Raw genomic sequence first — 16227 nt, forward strand, 5'->3', positions numbered from 1 at the left:
TTCTACCCGCCTCCCCGAAAATGTCAATCCAATTCCGACACTTCCGATGCCGTCCCGGCTGCCCCGGAGGGCCTTGTTTCCTCAACTGAGCGGCGCATTCTACGCCAAGCCGGGGCGCCGTCAACTGCTTTTTTCCGACAAACGTCTCCCCTGATCAATCGGCCTTATGAAAGCACCATGGAATCAGGCGGTTGTCGCCAAAAACGGCCGGAGAATCCGCTTCTACGGCCGATACATTTTAGTCCATTTTCCAGTCAAAAGGTTCCGCTCTTCACGAAAACCCGGGCGTAGCGACGTTTACCCACCTGGACAACGTATGCGCGTCCGGCAGGCAGCGCCAGATTCGTATCCGTCACCCGTTCTCCGTCCATCTTTACCGCGCCCTGCTTCAGCATCCGCCGCGCCTCCGAGGTGCTGGGGGTCAGATTTGCCTGCTTGAGGACCGACCATAAGGGAAGACCACCCTCCCCGGCCATCAGTTCCACTTCGGGGATGTCTTCCGGCAGCGCTCCCTTTTGGAAACGGGCGATAAAGTTCTCCCGGGCCTTTTCGGCGGCAGCCGCGTTATGGAAGCGCGAGACCACCTCCACTGCCAACTCGAATTTCACATCGCGCGGGTTCAGGCCCTCGGCAATCTGCCGCTGCCACTCCTCGATGTCGCTCATCGGGCGAAAGCTGAGCAGTTCGAAGTAGCGCCACATGAGGTCGTCCGAGATCGACATCAACTTGCCGAACATCTCATCGGGCGGTTCGGTGATACCTATATAGTTGCCCAGGGACTTGGACATCTTCTGTACACCATCGAGTCCCTCGAGGATCGGCATGGTCAGCACGACCTGCGGCTTCTGCCCATAGCTGTCCTGCAACTGGCGCCCCACCAATAGATTGAATTTCTGATCGGTGCCGCCGAGTTCGACATCGGCCTTCATGGCCACCGAGTCATAACCCTGAATCAGCGGATAGAGGAACTCGTGGATTGCGATCGCCTGACCGCCACGGTAACGCTTGTGGAAATCGTCCCGCTCCAGCATCCGGGCCACGGTATGACGGGCAGCCAGCTGAATCAGCGCTGCGGAATCCATGTCGTTCATCCAGCTGGAATTGAACATCACCAGCGTCTTTTCCGGGTCCAGTATCTTGTAGATCTGGTGCTCGTAGGTCTGCGCGTTTTCAATCACATCATCGCGCGAAAGGGGCGGACGGGTGGCGCTCTTGCCCGTCGGATCGCCGATCATGGCGGTGAAATCACCGATCAGAAACATGACCTCGTGACCGAGATCCTGAAACTGGCGCAGTTTGTTGATAAGAACAGTATGCCCCAGATGCAGGTCGGGAGCGGTCGGGTCGAAACCCGCCTTGATTCGGAGCGGCCGGCCCTCTTTGAGCTTCTCGACCAGTTCCGATTCCACCAGGATCTCATCGGCGCCACGCTTAATCAGGGCAAGCGCTTCGTCCAGCGTCGTCATCCGAAAACTCCAAATGGCTCTCAGAAAAGCCGTCAAGGTTAGCACAGCATACACATTACATATGCAGTTGAAGGGTACTGCCCCTCCACAGCCAGTCTACAAAAAAACAGAAGACTGGAGTATCCTCGCAGTGAATACGTCTAACAATGGAAAGACCGCAATTGACCCTCCGGGGCTACGGCGGGTATCTTACAAAAAAGTGACTAAGTCCTAGCCGTGAATAGACAAACAGACCTTTTATCGCGCGACTTCAAACCGCTGGACTCTCAACGGCGGCCTTCATGGAAAAAGAAGCACTTCCATGCCCTCGCTGTCCTCGTCGCACTGGGCACTACCGGGGGCCTATTGTGGCCCGGCCCGGATGCGGAAGCCAACCGTCACGAACCAATAGCCGAATCCCGGGGCGATGGACAGGCCTTCAGTCGTGCACTGACGGAATCACTCGCACTACCGGAGCTCGCGACTGCAGCAGTCGCAGAAACGACCGAGACCGAATCCCCACGCCTGGCGCGGCCCGAACTTACTGCCGACTGGGAGAAAGTAACCGTCAAGTCAGGGGATAGCCTTGCGGCGATCTTCAGCCGCCTCGATCTGAGCCCCGGCGTACTGCACCAAGTAGTGAACACCGGAGCCGATACCCAGTCTCTGACCAAAATTCATCCCGGCCAAGTACTGCGATTCGATATCCGCGACGGTGAACTCCACGGCCTCCAGCACCGCCTTTCGCCCACTCAAGCCATGCTGGTTGTCCGAACCGACGAAGGTTTCGATGTCAGCCATGAGATGAAAACGGTAGAAACCCGGCTGACTCACTCGGCCGGCGTGATCGACAGCTCTTTATATGCCGCCGGAAAGGGTGCCGGTCTTTCGGACCGGCTGATTATGGAGATGGTAGGCATCTTCAGCTGGGACGTCGACTTTGCCCTCGATATCCGCAGCGGAGATAGTTTTCTGGTGCTCTACGAGGAGCGTTTCCTGGATGGTGAAAAGCTGGGCGAGGGCAATATCCTCGCCGCAGAATTCGTCAGCCGGGGCAATGTGTTTCGGGCCGTACGATTCGCGGACGCAAATGGGCGCAGCAACTACTATGCCCCGGACGGACGCTCCATGCGCAAGGCTTTCCTGCGCTCTCCCGTCGACTTCCGTCGAATCAGTTCACGTTTTTCGGGTGAACGCCACCATCCGGTCCTGGGCAAGAAGCGCCCCCATCGGGGGGTCGATTACGCCGCCGCGACGGGGACACCCATCAAGGCTTCCGGCGATGGCAAGATTATCCATCATGGCTGGAAAGGCGGATACGGACGTACGATCATCATCCAGCATGGCGGCAGCATATCGACCCTGTATGGTCACATGTCTCGCTATGGCGGTGGTCTGCGCAACGGCAGCCGTGTGAAGCAGGGACAGACGATTGGCTATGTTGGTGCTTCCGGACTCGCGACGGGACCACACCTGCACTATGAATTCCGGCTGAATGGTGCACACCGCAACCCACTCACCGTGAAGTTGCCCAAGGCAGAACCGATTGCCGATCAGTACCGGGCCGAATTCCAGGCAAAAGCCAGCACGATCCTGGCGCAACTGGACGTTCTCAAGCGCACCCAGATCGCCTCCGTGGAATAATATGTCCCCCGACTCAGAGCTCTTTATTGGTCTGATGTCGGGGACCAGCATGGACGCCATCGATGCGGTGCTGGTGGACTTCGCCATCGAACCGCTACGGATTCAGTCAACCTACACCCAACCGCTTCCGGAATCCCTCCGTGAGGCACTGCTCCGGCTCGCCGCCGAACGCTCCACAGACCCGCTGCGATGTCTTGGAGAACTCGACCATCTGCTGGGCTCGGCGTTTGCGAATACGGCACAGAAGCTGCTCGATGCGGCTCGCGTGGAAGCGTGCGATGTGAAAGCTATCGGCAGTCACGGGCAGACGCTCTACCACTCTCCGGGAGGCGATGCGCCCTTCACCTTGCAAATCGGCGATCCCAACCGGATTGCACAGAGAACGGGAATCACCACGGTGGCCGACTTCCGACGCCGGGATATGGCGGCCGGAGGACAAGGTGCGCCGCTGGTACCCGCATTCCACAGCGCTCTGTTCCGCCACAAGGACCGGAATCGGGCGGTGGTGAATATCGGGGGTATGGCCAACGTGACACTGCTGCCGGCCGATCCGAAGCAGCCGGTGACCGGATTCGATACCGGGCCCGGGAATGTTCTAATGGACAGCTGGATCCGGCAACACCGGGACGAGCGGTACGATAAAGGAGGTGCCTGGGGTTCATCGGGGCGAATCCGGCCGCAGCTGCTTGCACGGTTATTACGGTCCGACCCCTATTTCCAGGCACCGCCGCCCAAGAGTACGGGGCGTGAACACTTCAATCTCGACTGGATTATCGGACAAGTCGGCACCGAATCACCACAAGATGTGCAGGCCACGCTGTGCGAGCTGACGGCGTTCAGCATCACGGATGCGGTACGAGGCCATTTACCGGACGTGGTGGAAATCGGGGTGTGCGGCGGTGGCGCTTATAATAGATCGCTGCTGAAACGCATCGAGGCCAACCTGCCCAACTGCACCGTCGTCAGCACCGCCAATTGGGGTTTGGAGCCGCAGTGGGTCGAAGGCGCGGCGTTTGCCTGGTTGGCCCGACAAACCTTGCGCGGGCTACCGGGCAACTTGCCGGAGGTGACCGGCGCGAGCGAACCGGTGCTGCTCGGAGCCATCTACCCTGGAAGGTCACCAGCCAGCTAGTGGCTGGTACTGGTGCTGGTGCTGGTAGTGTACCGATGCACTCTTACGCGTAAACCTTTGTAGGTCGGGCTTTAGCCCGTCATTGTCGTCGGGTTGAAAACCAACCTACAGAGCGCGCAACGCGAAAGTAAAACATCCCCCGGCAAAGCCGGGGGCTTTAATTTGTGAGCCGCTCAAAGCGGCCTAGACGGACCGCTGCGCGGTCCTTGCGCCCCCTAAAGGGGGCAACCTACATCAAATTCATCTGGTCAATCCGGCGGTCTTCTGCCTCCTGGTGCCGGATATAATTCCGAATTACCGCTTCGTCTCGCCCTACCGTCGATACGAAGTAGCCTCGTGCCCAGAAATGCTGTCCCACGAAATTTCTCTTCCTCTCCATATAGAGCCGCGCTATGTGAATCGCGCTCTTGCCTTTGATATACCCGACCACTTGCGACACCGCATACTTCGGCGGGATCGCGATCATCATGTGGACGTGGTCCGGCATAAGGTGCCCTTCTTCGATATGGCTCTCTTTCTGCTGTGCCAGCCGACTCGCTACTTGTCTCATGAGTTCTCCCATTCGTGATGCTTGGCGGCTCACGTTTGGGAGTTCTCACGAGACTTCCGGAATTGTCAAACTTCTACTGCCTCCCCAGCAGAGCTGGGGGGTCTCCCTTTTGGACTAGTGTCCTGTTGAAAAAGGTTTTCTCCCTTCTCCCTGAGGGAGAAGGCCTAGATAAGGATATACAAATCCGTAACTTACCTTTTTAGCCCCCCTCACCCCGGGCCTCTCCCTCGAGGATAAGGAGTTTTTCAACAGCCTGCTAGGGGCTACCGCCGGTCGATCGGGACGAATTCCCGTCCCGTTTCTCCAGTATAGACCTGGGTGGGCCGGAAGATACGATTGTCCGCGAGTTGTTCACGCCAGTGAGCCAGCCATCCGGCGGCACGGGCAACGGCAAAAATCGGGGTAAACTGATCGGTACGAATCCCCATTTCCGCATAAAGAATGCCTGAATAGAAATCCACGTTGGCAAAAACGCCCTTGGGGCCCAAGCGCTCCTCCGCTGCCTCTTCCAGGACCAGCGCGGTCTCCAGCAGGGGCGAAACCCGGCCGCCGCGACTCTCCGCCAGCTTTTCCATCAGCCCCTGCAGAATCGTCGCTCGCGGGTCTTTCACCTTGTACTCACGGTGTCCCATGCCCCAAATCTTTTCCTTGCTGGCGAGCTTGCGATCCAGCCAGCGGGCGACATTTTCCGGACTACCAATCTCGTGCAGCATATGCACCACTTTTTCGTTGGCGCCTCCGTGCAGTGGTCCGGAGAGTGTGCCGATCGCCGCAGCGATGACACCGTAGGGACTTGCCAGGGTGGAGCCTGCTACCAGCGCCGCAAATGTCGAGGCGTTGATGGTATGTTCTGCGTGGAGAATCAAGCAGGTATCGAGAATTTGGGCCAATTCGGGGTCCGGTTCCGCACTGGTATACATGTAGAGAAAATTCTCCGCATAGGAGAGGTCCGGACGCGGCTCAACCGGGTCGTAGCCGGCACGGATATGTGCCCACATGGTCACGATCACCGGCATACGCGCGATAATCTTGACCGTCATATTGTGGATGTAGTCCAGGTCCTGACAAAGATCGGAGCCCACCATGCACTCATTGCTCGGATAGAACATCCCCAAGCTCGCCAACGCCGTCTGGAGCATTTCCATCGGGTGCCCGTTTTTGGGCAGGTGTTTCATCATTTCGCGGATGTTGTATTTCACCCGGCGGTTACGGCGCAGCTGTGAATCGAACTGTTCCAACTCATCGCTCGATGGCAATTGGCCATCCAGAAGCAGCAGCGTGGTTTCTTCGAAATTGCTGTGGGCGGCCAATTGTTCAATAGGGTACCCGCGATATGCCAGGATACCTTTCTCTCCATCAATGAAGGAGATATTGGAGCGGGTGGCCGGAACACCCTCAAGACCGGGAAGATACTCGCTCATTCCATACTCCAGCCCCTAAAAGAGGGCGTTAGGATACCAGAAACAGCCCCGCCCCCGGGGAAACCTTTACAAGTTGCTGTTTGTAAAAATGAAAACGGCCTTGGCGCTAAACGCCAAGGCCGTCATGGCCAAACTTTGGTGGATGCTTATGCCGAGAAGGAGGAGCCGCAACCGCAGGTGGTGCTGGCGTTCGGATTGCGAATCACGAACTGCGCCCCTTCCAGATCCTCTTTGTAATCAATCTCGGCGCCAGACAGATACTGGAAACTCATCGGGTCTATTAGCAGGGTAACGCCGTTCTTCTCAACCGAGGTATCGCCCTCGTTGAGGTTCTCGTCGAAGGTGAAGCCATACTGAAAACCGGAGCAGCCACCGCCGGTGACGAACACACGCAGTTTCAGATCGCTGTTTCCTTCCTCTTCGATCAGCTGTTTAACCTTATCGGCGGCACTGTCGGTAAAGTTCAGCGGGCTCTCAGCTTCACTCATAACTCATCTCCGAAACGCTTGAATTGGGCAGTTGGAATTTAAATCCGGCAACCCCCATTATCGATTTCCCGATTCAATTAGTCAAGAATCGTCGCTCTCTTCCAGCAGCATTGGCTGCGGCTTCTCAATCAGAGGCTGCTTCGAAGCCAACTCATCATCCTTGCAGTGAACCAGACTGCCGTTCACCTCGGCACCACGGGCCATTTCGATCAGCTTGTAATAGACGTTGCCGGTGATACGGGCCTGGGCGGCGAGCTCAATATGCTCCGTGACATAAACATCGCCGATCACCGCCCCGTTAATTACTACATTGGGAACCCGGATATCACCTTCGACAACGCCTCGCTCGGAAAGGCTCATCACCGAACCACTATCCGGGTCGGCAGAGACGTTGCCACAAATGGTTCCATCCACGTGCAGGCCGCCACGGAACACCACGTCGCCGTGAAGTTCGCTGTTCTGGCCGATAAGCGTATCGATCTTTGCCGTTTTGCCGTTGCTATTCGTACTTTTACCCCACATTTCCTCAAATCTCCTCTGCCGGCCAGTCGAACGTCCGTTCAAAACGCTTGTACCCCTTGCTACTGGGGTCAATGACGATCAATACACGTCGGGGCTCGAAGCCTTCGGGCAATTCAAGATCCCCCTCAAAGTCCTGGAAGTATCTGAAGCGGAAGGCCAGTGCCTTGCGGTCCTTGCTATCCACATCGGAAAGTTCCAGCTTGGCCGGTTTGCCGTTCATAGCGCCTTCCAGCTCCATCCGGACCGCGCCCTTCGCTACATTATCATTCTTACGAACCTGGGTTAACACCAGTTTGTAGCGCCAGCGTTCGGCGGAGGGTCCGGCCATCAGCTCGAAATTCTGCAGTTTAAGGCCTTCCTGACCATCCCGGGGAGAGACAATTCCGCGGTAGAATGCCAACTCCTGCTTGATCTTCAGGAGCTCATCCTGAAGATCCGCCACCGTTCCTTCAAGCCCCCGATAGGCCTCTTTTTCGATATCCCGGGTTCGCTTGAGAACGGCCATTTGCTCCCGCAGCTGGCTATTCTCTGCGATATGAGCGGCGCTGGTGTTCTGGAACTCGCGACGCTCTTCTGCTACAGCAGCGGCATCGAAGCCGCCCCGATAGCGCCCGTACTCGAACAGTCCCCAGCCCGATAATAGCGTTGCAGCAAGGGCCGTCGCCATGAACAGCCGCACACGCCAAAGGCTTCGCGGTCGAACGATGACATGAGTCATGGCAACACGGAGATGGCGTCGATCCCTGCCATCTCATTACATCCGAACATAATATTCATATTCTGCACCGCCTGACCGGCGGCCCCCTTGACCAGGTTGTCGATGACCGAAAGCACCACCACTGTATCCTCCCCCTGGGGACGGTGAACGGCAATACGGCACATATTGCCACCGCGCACGCTGCGGGTCTCGGGATGAGCGCCGGCAGGCATCACATCCACAAACGGCTCGTCGGCGTAGCGGGATTCAAACAGCGCCTGCAGATCGGTGTTTCGGTCAGCCACCGTACCGTAGAGCGTCGCGTGGATGCCGCGAATCATAGGGATCAGATGGGGCACGAAGGTCACGGGTACGTCAGCGCCGGCAACCCGGGAGAGATTCTGCCGGATCTCCGGCAGATGTCTATGGCCGGGTGCGGCGTAAGCCTTGAAGCTGTTATCCACCTCGCACATCAGAGTGGCCACCTTGGCGGCACGGCCGGCACCACTGACTCCCGACTTGCAGTCGGCGATCATGCCCTGGAGATCGATGAGACCCTGCTCCAACAGCGGCAGGTAACCGAGGGAGACCGCGGTGGGATAGCAACCTGCACAGGCGATGAGCCGGGCGTCACGGATGCCCTGCCGGTCCAGTTCCGGGAGCCCGTAGACCGCCTCGGCCACCAGTTCCGGCGTGGTATGTTCCATGTCGTACCACTTTTCCCACAGGGGTATATCCTTGATCCGAAAGTCGGCGCCCAGGTCGATGACCCTCACGCCGCGCTCCAGTAACTCGCCGGCGCTCTTCATGGCCACCCCATGCGGAGTGGCAAAAAACACCACATCGCATTCGGAAAGGGCACCCGCATCCGGCGTCGTAAAGCGCAGGTCCACCCGGCCACGCAGATTCGGAAACATGTCGGCAACCGTTGTGCCGTCTTCGGAACGGGAGGTGATTACCTTTAGCTCCACCTCAGGGTGGGAGGCGAGCAACCGCAAAAGCTCCACACCGGTGTAGCCAGTACCGCCAACGATACCCGCAGAAATCATGGTCGAGTTCTTCTATTGAGATCTAGCGGGAAATGATAAGAGGTGAGCGCACCGAACGAAAGAGGAAATCGTAAAAAAGAAAGCGGCCGAAGCCGCTCTATAAGGTCGGAATACATTTGTTGTTATTGTATCCGCCTGACTGGTGTCCAAGTTACAGTTATGCCCCATCGCGTGTCAACTACTGTCGATTAACGCTGTGTTATCATCCGCATCTCCCTTTTCGTCTCGCCTTTTTGGCAGCCCATGATTCGCACGCGAATATTTTCCAGTCGAAAGCTTTTCTCCAGCGCCGCCTGGCAGATCCGGGCAGCGCTATGGGGTGGTGCCGTGCTGGTAGGGGTGGTGGCAATCCTGTTCGCCGAGATGGCTGACGGGGCCAACCACGTGTTCGCCGCCATCGTCCACCACTATCCCCTCGCCGCCCTGGTGCTTTCCCCGTTGGGACTCATGGCCATCACCTGGCTGACGCGCCACTATTTTCAGGGCGCGGAAGGGAGCGGCATCCCGCAGACACTCGCAGCGCTCGACCCGCGCACCAAGGGAGAAATACAAAACCGCATTCTCTCCGTGCGCGTCGCTGTTGGCAAGATTCTGATGGCGACCCTGGGGCTGCTTTCCGGTGCCTCCATCGGGCGCGAGGGACCGACGGTGCATATCGGCGCCGCCATCATGTATTCCTTGGGTCGCTGGGTGAAATATCCGCCCCACTATCTGCAGCGCGCCCTGATTCTTAGCGGCGGAGCCGCGGGAATTGCCGCTGCCTTTAATACACCGCTTGCCGGAGTGGTCTTCGCCATCGAAGAAATCAGCCGCTCCTTCGAGGAGAACACCAGCGGTGTCATGCTCACCGGGGTCATCTTCGCCGGTATGACTGCCTTGATCCTGGCCGGCAATTACACCTACTTCGGCAGCACCGACATCCTGTTTACCTACGGAACGGACTGGATTGCCATTCCCGTCTGCGGTGTGGCCGGTGGCCTGCTGGGAGGACTTTTCAGCCAAATCCTGATTTCCGGCTCGCGGAAACTGGTGCCGTTCTACCGCGCCCATCCGGTGTGGCTGGCAGGACTGTGTGGTCTGGCCGTGGCGGTTATCGGCCTCGCCTCCGGCAATCTCACCTACGGTACCGGGTATGCCGAAGCCCAGCAGATTATCAGTGAAGGCCAGCAGATCGCTCCCGCCTACCCCTTTTTGAAAATGTTGGCCACCATCGCCTCCTATCTAAGCGGCATTCCGGGAGGAATTTTCGCGCCGTCACTGGCTGCCGGCGCCGGTCTGGGCGCCGACCTGGCGACCCTGATGCCCGGGATCTCCGCCACCGCCATTATCATTCTGGGCATGGCCGCCTATTTTACCGGGGTGGTTCAGACGCCCATTACTGCCTTTGTCATCGTGATGGAGATGACCGACAACCAGGAAATGCTGCTGCCGCTAATGGCCACCGCCTTTATAGCCAACGGCGTATCCCGGCTGGTATGCCCAACCCCCATTTATCGGGCACTGGCAACGGCATTCCTCGAGGTCACCACCCCGAAGGTGAAAAAGGAGGCACCGTTGCCCGTCGATTTCCATCCCGACCTGGAAGAAGAGAGTGGAACGGAACCGGAACAGCGGCACACCAGTCGACAGGACTAATCGTCCTGTCACACCGGATGACAATGGCACGAAATCGACTGGAGTAACGATACGGATGAGAACCAAGGAAATTGCCATCGCGGTTTTTGCCCTGCTTTTGATCGGTCTGATGGGTTACGTCTGGTTCACGCCCGGGGGCGCAAACAAGGCGCCCGATGTGACGGTCTCCACGCTGGATGGCGAACCGCTTCACCTTGCGGACCTACGGGACCGGCCGGTAGTGTGGACCTTCTGGGCCACCACCTGCCCCAGTTGTGTCAAGGAGATCCCGCACCTGATCGAACTGCAACAGAAACTCGGCGACCAGGGCCTGGCGGTGGTCGGGGTGGCCATGTCCTACGATCCACCCGATCAAGTAAAGGAAATGGTCCGCCAACGCGATATGACCTACACCATCGCACTCGATGACGGCAGTGCCGCCCACGCTTTCGGGGATGTAACACTGACCCCCACCACCTTCCTCATCAATCCTGAGGGGCGCATTGTCCAGCAGAAGCTCGGAGAACTGGACATGGAAGCCCTTGAACGTCGGATCATCGACATGCTGAACGAAACGAGTTCGAACTGATGCTTTGGATCAAGTCCTTTCATATCATTTTCGTCGTCTCCTGGTTCGCCGGACTGTTCTACCTGCCGCGACTGTTCGTCAATCACGCCATGGCCACCGAGCCGGCCGATGTGGAACGCCTGAAGCTGATGGAGCACAAGCTTTACCGGTTCATGAACCTGTTGGTCGTGCTTGCCCTCGGTTTCGGCTTTTGGCTGTGGCTGGGGTACGGCTTCGGCGGCGGCTGGCTGCACGCCAAACTCACTCTCGTCACGATACTGGTCGCCTATCATCTCTACTGTGGCAAGCTGGTCAGCGACTTCCGTGCCGACCGGAACCGGCATGGCCACGTCTTCTATCGCTGGTTCAATGAATTACCGGTACTGCTGCTGACTGCTATTGTCATCCTGACGGTGGTCAAGCCCTTTTAGGGTACTGTTGCATGCTTGGCGGTGCTTTCAGCGAGTCGCTGGCCCGAAGGGAGCCCCCCAAAAACGCCATGACGGCGTTGCGGACTCCGTCCCTGGAGTCCGCCCATCGGGCCAGCCTTCGGCTGTCCGAATCCGCTCCCGGCGGATTCGTGCAGCGCTTGACAAGGGAATAACCATTGCCTGCGCGCTACGCCTTGTCCTGACGTTTTTGGGGGCTCTGAAAGTATCGCCAAGCATGCAACAGCACACTAGGCCTGTCCGAGAATAGCGATGGGCTCCAGTATGTAGGTTGGCGCTGAGGAACGAAGCCCAGCAAAATCCGCTTTGGGGTTCGCACAATTCACCCCAACCTACAAAACACGATGTTCTCGGACAGGCTCCTGGATCCGCCCACCTCGCCGGAAGAGGACCAAGTACACGGAGGGACCAGGTGATGCAATCACGCCCGGTCTATTTTCACGGTAGCGGAATGGTCCATGCTTCCGTATGGACCACTAATCGGCTTGTAGGGGATCCGGGTGGAGCACGATGTCGCCTTCGCGCTTGGTCTGACCGCCCTGGCCGGACTCTCGACCGGGATCGGGAGTGCGGTTGCGGTATTTGCGCACCGCAGCAACAAGAGATTCCTGGCGGCCAGCCTCGGCTTCTCCGCCGGCGTAATGATCTATGTGGCCTTCCTGGAACTGTTGCCTACAGGGATCGAGTTGGTGGCGGGTACCACCGGTGCTCGACAGGGCGAATGGTTCACTACCGGCGCCTTCTTCGCCGGCATTCTGCTGACCAGCATCATCGACTTTTTCGTCCCCACCGTCGAAAACCCCCACACGGCCATGCTGGTCGAGGAGATGGAGCGAGCCGAGGCTCTTCAACTGCAGCGGGTGGGCGTGCTCACGGCGCTGGCGATCGGCATCCACAACTTCCCCGAAGGCATCGCCACCTTCATGGCCGCCCTCAGCGACCCCACCATCGGTGTTGCGATTGCCGTGGCGATCGCCCTGCACAACATCCCCGAGGGGATTTCCGTCGCGGTGCCGGTCTATTACGCCACCGGCAGCCGCCGTAGTGCGTTCTGGTTCTCTTTCCTGTCCGGGCTGGCCGAACCGGTCGGGGCGATTGCCGCCTACCTGCTACTGATGCCCTTTCTATCGGATGTAATGATGGGTGTGGTACTGGCTGCCGTGGCGGGCATCATGGTGTTCATCGCGCTCGACACACTGATTCCGAACGCCAAGAAATATGGCCAGGGGCACGATGCGGTTTATGGATTGATCAGCGGGATGGCGCTGATGGCCGCCAGCCTGCTCCTGCTGGACACGGCGTAAACGGTTACTCCGGTGCCAGACAGGAGACCAGCGAATCAGTCAGGTTCTCCATGAGTTCGAACCAGAGATCCGGGCCGGGACTCAATTTGCTGCCCACCGGATCAAGCACACCGTGGCGTGCGCCGCTCCCCTCCATGATGAGGTCAACCACCGAGGAGCGGAATTGCGGCTCTGAGAATACGCACCTCACGCCCCGCTCCCGCACGCTCTGGCGGACCGCCGCGAGCCGGCGCGCTCCGGGATGATGCTCCGGGTCCTCTACGATGGCGCCAATGGAGCCGAGCTCGAAGGCTTGCTCGAAATGTTGGTAGGCATCATGAAATACCAGGTATGGCTGCGCTTTTACCGGTTCCAGCCGCCGCCGGATGTCGCTCTCGAGGGCGTCGATACGCTGACGAGTCCGGTCGGCATTGGCCCGGTAGAGTGCCTTGCGCTCGGGATCGACTTCAGCCAGCACCGTCGCAATCGCATCAACAAAAGCGCGGGCATTCGCCGGGGCCAGCCACAGATGCGGGTCACCATTGCCGTGTCCGTGGCTGTCCGCATACGGCTCCTGACCGGCCCATATCCCGGCTCGCCGCGCCGGCAGATGCGAGACGCCGATCGACTCCATCAGCCCCAGTTTCCGGGCCTCGGCGCCAAGGCTCGCCAGGGGTTTGGCGAGCACGCTCTCCAGATTTTCGCCGATCCAGATAACCAGTTCCGCTTCTGCCAGGGTACCGGCTCCGGAAGGCCGCAGAGCGTAACTGTGGGGGGTAGAGCCGGGCGGCATCAACAACTCGGGTGTCAGCGCTTCGCCGGTCACCGACGCCACCAGGGAGTGGATCGGTGCAATGCTCGCCACCACCTTGGGCGGCGGCTTCGCCGCTACCGAGAAAGCCAACAGAAGCAAAGGTGTAAACAGGAGCGGACGTTTCATGAAGACTTTCATCACAGGTGGGTCAAGGCGGATACGATACGTTATAATATACCAGTTATGAAACCGAGCGAGTCCATGAACCATCCGGCCATCATCGATCCCTTCTCGGCAGAGGATCACGACCACTGCGACTGCATCCAGGCCGCGCTGTCCCGTGCCGCTGAAGTGTGCCGACGCCGGGGCGCGCGCCTCACCGCCCAGCGCCAGCAGGTCCTGGAACTGATTTGGGGTCAACACAAACCCATCGGGGCCTACGAGATCCTGGAGGCGATGCAGGCCACCGGCATCAAGGCCGCACCGCCTACCGTCTATCGGGCCCTGGACTTCCTCTTGGCCCAGGGTCTGGCACACCGCATCGAGAGCCGGAATGCCTTTACCGGATGTTGTACCCCGGAGATCCGTCATAACGGCCAGTTTCTGGTCTGCAGCGAGTGCGGCACGGTGGCGGAACTGGCGGACGAGGGGCTGTCGGAACACGTCCGGGAGAAGGCCGAACGGCTCGGATTCGAGGCCCGGCACCAGACTATCGAGGTGAGCGGCATCTGCCCCCGCTGCCGGGACGCGGCCGATGGCTGACGCCCAAATGCTTGCCGAGGTGCGGGGCGTGACCGTCCGCTTCGGTAACCGGATAGTTCTGGATGATATCGATCTGGCGGTACACGAGGGCGAGATCGTTACCCTGATCGGCCCTAATGGTGCGGGCAAATCGACGCTGGTTCGGATCATGCTCGGCCTTCACCAACCGAGTGCCGGCCACGTGCGGCGACCGCGAGGAATCGCCGTCGGCTATGTCCCCCAGCGTCTGAACGTGGATCCGGTCCTGCCGCTGACCGTACGCCGTTTCCTGAACCTCTATTCGCGTGCGGACCGTCAGCAGATGCTCCGGGCGCTCGGCGACGTTGGTGCCGAACCGCTGCTCGACGACTCGCTGCACAACCTCTCCGGCGGCGAGCTGCAGCGCGTTCTGCTCGCCCGTGCCCTGCTGCGGCAGCCGCAGCTGCTGGTCCTGGACGAACCGGTGCAGGGGGTGGACGTCAACGGGCAGACGGAGCTTTATGAGCTCATCGCCGGACTTCGCGATCAGCGTGGCTGCGGGATCCTGATGGTATCCCATGATCTTCATCTGGTGATGGCGCGCACCGACCGGGTGTTCTGTCTCGATCAGCAGATGTGCTGTACCGGCCGGCCAGAGCAGGTGCGAAGCGAGCCGGCCTTTCGGGCCATGTTCCGCAATCAGACCGGGCTGGTGCCCTATACCCACCATCACGATGATGGCAGCGAATCCGAGGGCTGGTGCGGGCAGTGCCGGGAAGGAAAAGAGCATCACCATGCATGACTTCCTGCTGCGCGCCCTGCTCGCCGGCATCGGTGTAGCACTGGTTGCCGCTCCGCTCGGCACCTTCGTAGTGTGGCGGCGTATGGCCTATTTCGGTGACACCCTGGCCCATTCTGCCTTGCTGGGTGTAGCCCTGGGATTGCTGATGGAGGTGAACGTCGACCTGGCGATTGTCGTCGTCTGTGTCCTTCTCGCCCTGCTTTTGGTCGGGCTCCAACTTCGCAAACGGCTCGCCGGCGATACGCTGCTCGGCATTCTCTCCCATACCGCCCTTGCCCTGGGACTGATTGCAATCGCCTTGGTCGAGAGTGTTCGGGTCGACCTGATGGGCTATCTGTTCGGCGATATTCTCGCCGTTTCCACTGTGGATGTCGCCTGGGTATGGGGCGGAGGTATTTTGGTCGCGGGGCTGCTGGCGATCATCTGGCGGCCGCTACTGGCCATAACGGTCCACGAGGAGCTGGCCCGGGTGGAAGGTGTGCCGGTGGCGGCGGTGCGCGCCACCTTTATGGTGCTGATGGCGCTGGTGATTGCCGTGGCGATGAAGGTAGTCGGTATCCTGCTGGTTACTTCCCTGCTCATCATCCCCGCCGCCGCCGCCCGCCATTTTGCCCGCTCCCCTGAACAAATGGCGGCGCTCGCCGCGCTGTTCGGAGCCCTGGCGGTGGCGGGTGGCCTCTACGGCTCGTGGCACTGGGACCTGCCGGCCGGCCCGGCCATCGTGGTCGCCGCCGCTGGATTATTCTTTCTCGCGCCGCTGGTGCCATCGCGGGCGGAGTGATGATGCCATTTATACGGCTTTAGACGGAGGATTCATTCTTCAAATGCACCATGTCGGCCAGGCCGAGAAAACGGCGGATTACGGGGCGGGATAGACGGAGCGGTTTGTGACCTTCTGTGGCGCGCCTAATCCGCCTTACGGTAAACTGTTAATTCTTTTACGAGCCGTATCCCCCTGCTGGGCAGGCCCAAATGAGTGACGAACGTCTAACCGTCATTGCGAGCCGAACCCGCCGCTGCGCGGCCCCGAATCGGTGACGAACCTTTAGCCGTCATTGCGAGCCGTACCCGCCGCTGCGCGGCCCCGAA

The 16227-nt window shown here is 59.4% G+C and carries 16 protein-coding genes and 1 pseudogene; 9 read left to right on the forward strand and 8 right to left on the reverse strand.

Annotated features, from left to right (window positions below; all coding sequences use genetic code 11):
* Positions 1-254: 254 nt before the first annotated feature.
* Positions 255-1466 (reverse strand): tyrosine--tRNA ligase, encoded by a 1212-nt coding sequence (gene tyrS, locus Q7L05_RS14185; RefSeq protein ID WP_303908013.1) that lies wholly within the window; start codon positions 1464-1466, stop codon positions 255-257.
* Positions 1467-1682: 216 nt separating this feature from the next.
* Between tyrS and Q7L05_RS14190 the strand changes: the two genes are divergently transcribed.
* Positions 1683-3089: an OapA family protein gene (locus Q7L05_RS14190; RefSeq protein ID WP_303908016.1), complete on the forward strand. Its 1407-nt coding sequence runs from the start codon at positions 1683-1685 to the stop codon at positions 3087-3089.
* A 1-nt stretch (position 3090) separates the two neighbouring features.
* Positions 3091-4221 (forward strand): anhydro-N-acetylmuramic acid kinase, encoded by a 1131-nt coding sequence (locus Q7L05_RS14195; RefSeq protein WP_303908019.1) that lies wholly within the window; start codon positions 3091-3093, stop codon positions 4219-4221.
* A gap of 229 nt (positions 4222-4450) precedes the next feature.
* On the opposite strand, the pseudogene tnpA reads toward Q7L05_RS14195, so the two are convergent.
* From tnpA to argC, 6 genes and pseudogenes are all read right to left on the reverse strand, one after another.
* Positions 4451-4783: pseudogene (gene tnpA / locus Q7L05_RS14200) on the reverse strand (IS200/IS605 family transposase); the annotation flags it as partial.
* A 251-nt stretch (positions 4784-5034) separates the two neighbouring features.
* On the reverse strand, positions 5035-6192 hold the full coding sequence (locus Q7L05_RS14205) for a citrate synthase (RefSeq protein ID WP_303908021.1): 1158 nt from the start codon (positions 6190-6192) through the stop codon (positions 5035-5037).
* A gap of 146 nt (positions 6193-6338) precedes the next feature.
* Complete coding sequence (gene erpA / locus Q7L05_RS14210; RefSeq protein WP_092992343.1) at positions 6339-6680, reverse strand: iron-sulfur cluster insertion protein ErpA; 342 nt, start codon at positions 6678-6680, stop codon at positions 6339-6341.
* Positions 6681-6761: 81 nt separating this feature from the next.
* Positions 6762-7202 (reverse strand): bactofilin family protein, encoded by a 441-nt coding sequence (locus Q7L05_RS14215; protein WP_303908027.1) that lies wholly within the window; start codon positions 7200-7202, stop codon positions 6762-6764.
* Positions 7203-7206: 4 nt separating this feature from the next.
* Positions 7207-7920: a DUF6776 family protein gene (locus Q7L05_RS14220; RefSeq protein ID WP_303908031.1), complete on the reverse strand. Its 714-nt coding sequence runs from the start codon at positions 7918-7920 to the stop codon at positions 7207-7209.
* Complete coding sequence (gene argC, locus Q7L05_RS14225) at positions 7917-8948, reverse strand: N-acetyl-gamma-glutamyl-phosphate reductase (protein ID WP_303908034.1); 1032 nt, start codon at positions 8946-8948, stop codon at positions 7917-7919. The genes Q7L05_RS14220 and argC overlap by 4 nt, the downstream gene beginning before the upstream one ends.
* 243 nt (positions 8949-9191) lie before the next feature.
* On the opposite strand from argC, the gene Q7L05_RS14230 reads away from it, so the two are divergent.
* From Q7L05_RS14230 to zupT, 4 genes are all read left to right on the forward strand, one after another.
* Entirely contained in the window at positions 9192-10583 is a 1392-nt protein-coding gene (locus tag Q7L05_RS14230) for a chloride channel protein (protein ID WP_303908037.1), read from the forward strand.
* Between the two features lie 55 nt (positions 10584-10638).
* A complete protein-coding gene (locus Q7L05_RS14235) occupies positions 10639-11151 on the forward strand; it encodes a TlpA disulfide reductase family protein (protein ID WP_303908041.1) in 513 nt (170 codons plus the stop codon).
* Positions 11151-11561 (forward strand): CopD family protein, encoded by a 411-nt coding sequence (locus tag Q7L05_RS14240; RefSeq protein ID WP_303908044.1) that lies wholly within the window; start codon positions 11151-11153, stop codon positions 11559-11561. Before Q7L05_RS14235 ends, Q7L05_RS14240 begins: the two co-directional genes overlap by 1 nt.
* A 518-nt stretch (positions 11562-12079) precedes the next feature.
* The gene (gene zupT / locus Q7L05_RS14245; protein WP_303908047.1) at positions 12080-12883 is read left to right on the forward strand and encodes a zinc transporter ZupT; all 804 of its coding nucleotides are present in this window, start codon (positions 12080-12082) and stop codon (positions 12881-12883) included.
* Between the two features lie 4 nt (positions 12884-12887).
* On the opposite strand, the gene Q7L05_RS14250 is transcribed toward zupT, so the two are convergent.
* Positions 12888-13802 carry a zinc ABC transporter substrate-binding protein gene (locus Q7L05_RS14250; protein WP_303908050.1) on the reverse strand — a complete coding sequence of 305 codons (915 nt, stop codon included), beginning with the start codon at positions 13800-13802 and terminating at the stop codon, positions 12888-12890.
* 75 nt (positions 13803-13877) lie between these two features.
* On the opposite strand from Q7L05_RS14250, the gene Q7L05_RS14255 reads away from it, so the two are divergent.
* From Q7L05_RS14255 to znuB, 3 genes are read left to right on the forward strand one after another with little or no spacing between them, the layout of a single operon-like run.
* Positions 13878-14378 (forward strand): Fur family transcriptional regulator, encoded by a 501-nt coding sequence (locus tag Q7L05_RS14255; protein WP_303908053.1) that lies wholly within the window; start codon positions 13878-13880, stop codon positions 14376-14378.
* Positions 14371-15138, forward strand: coding sequence for an ATP-binding cassette domain-containing protein (locus Q7L05_RS14260; RefSeq protein WP_303908056.1), 768 nt, complete (start codon positions 14371-14373; stop codon positions 15136-15138). Before Q7L05_RS14255 ends, Q7L05_RS14260 begins: the two co-directional genes overlap by 8 nt.
* Complete coding sequence (znuB, locus tag Q7L05_RS14265) at positions 15131-15919, forward strand: zinc ABC transporter permease subunit ZnuB (RefSeq protein WP_303908059.1); 789 nt, start codon at positions 15131-15133, stop codon at positions 15917-15919. The genes Q7L05_RS14260 and znuB overlap by 8 nt, the downstream gene beginning before the upstream one ends.
* Positions 15920-16227: the final 308 nt, after the last annotated feature.

The organism is Thiohalomonas denitrificans, assembly GCF_016841685.1.
Classification (GTDB): Bacteria; Pseudomonadota; Gammaproteobacteria; order Thiohalomonadales; family Thiohalomonadaceae; genus Thiohalomonas; species Thiohalomonas denitrificans_A.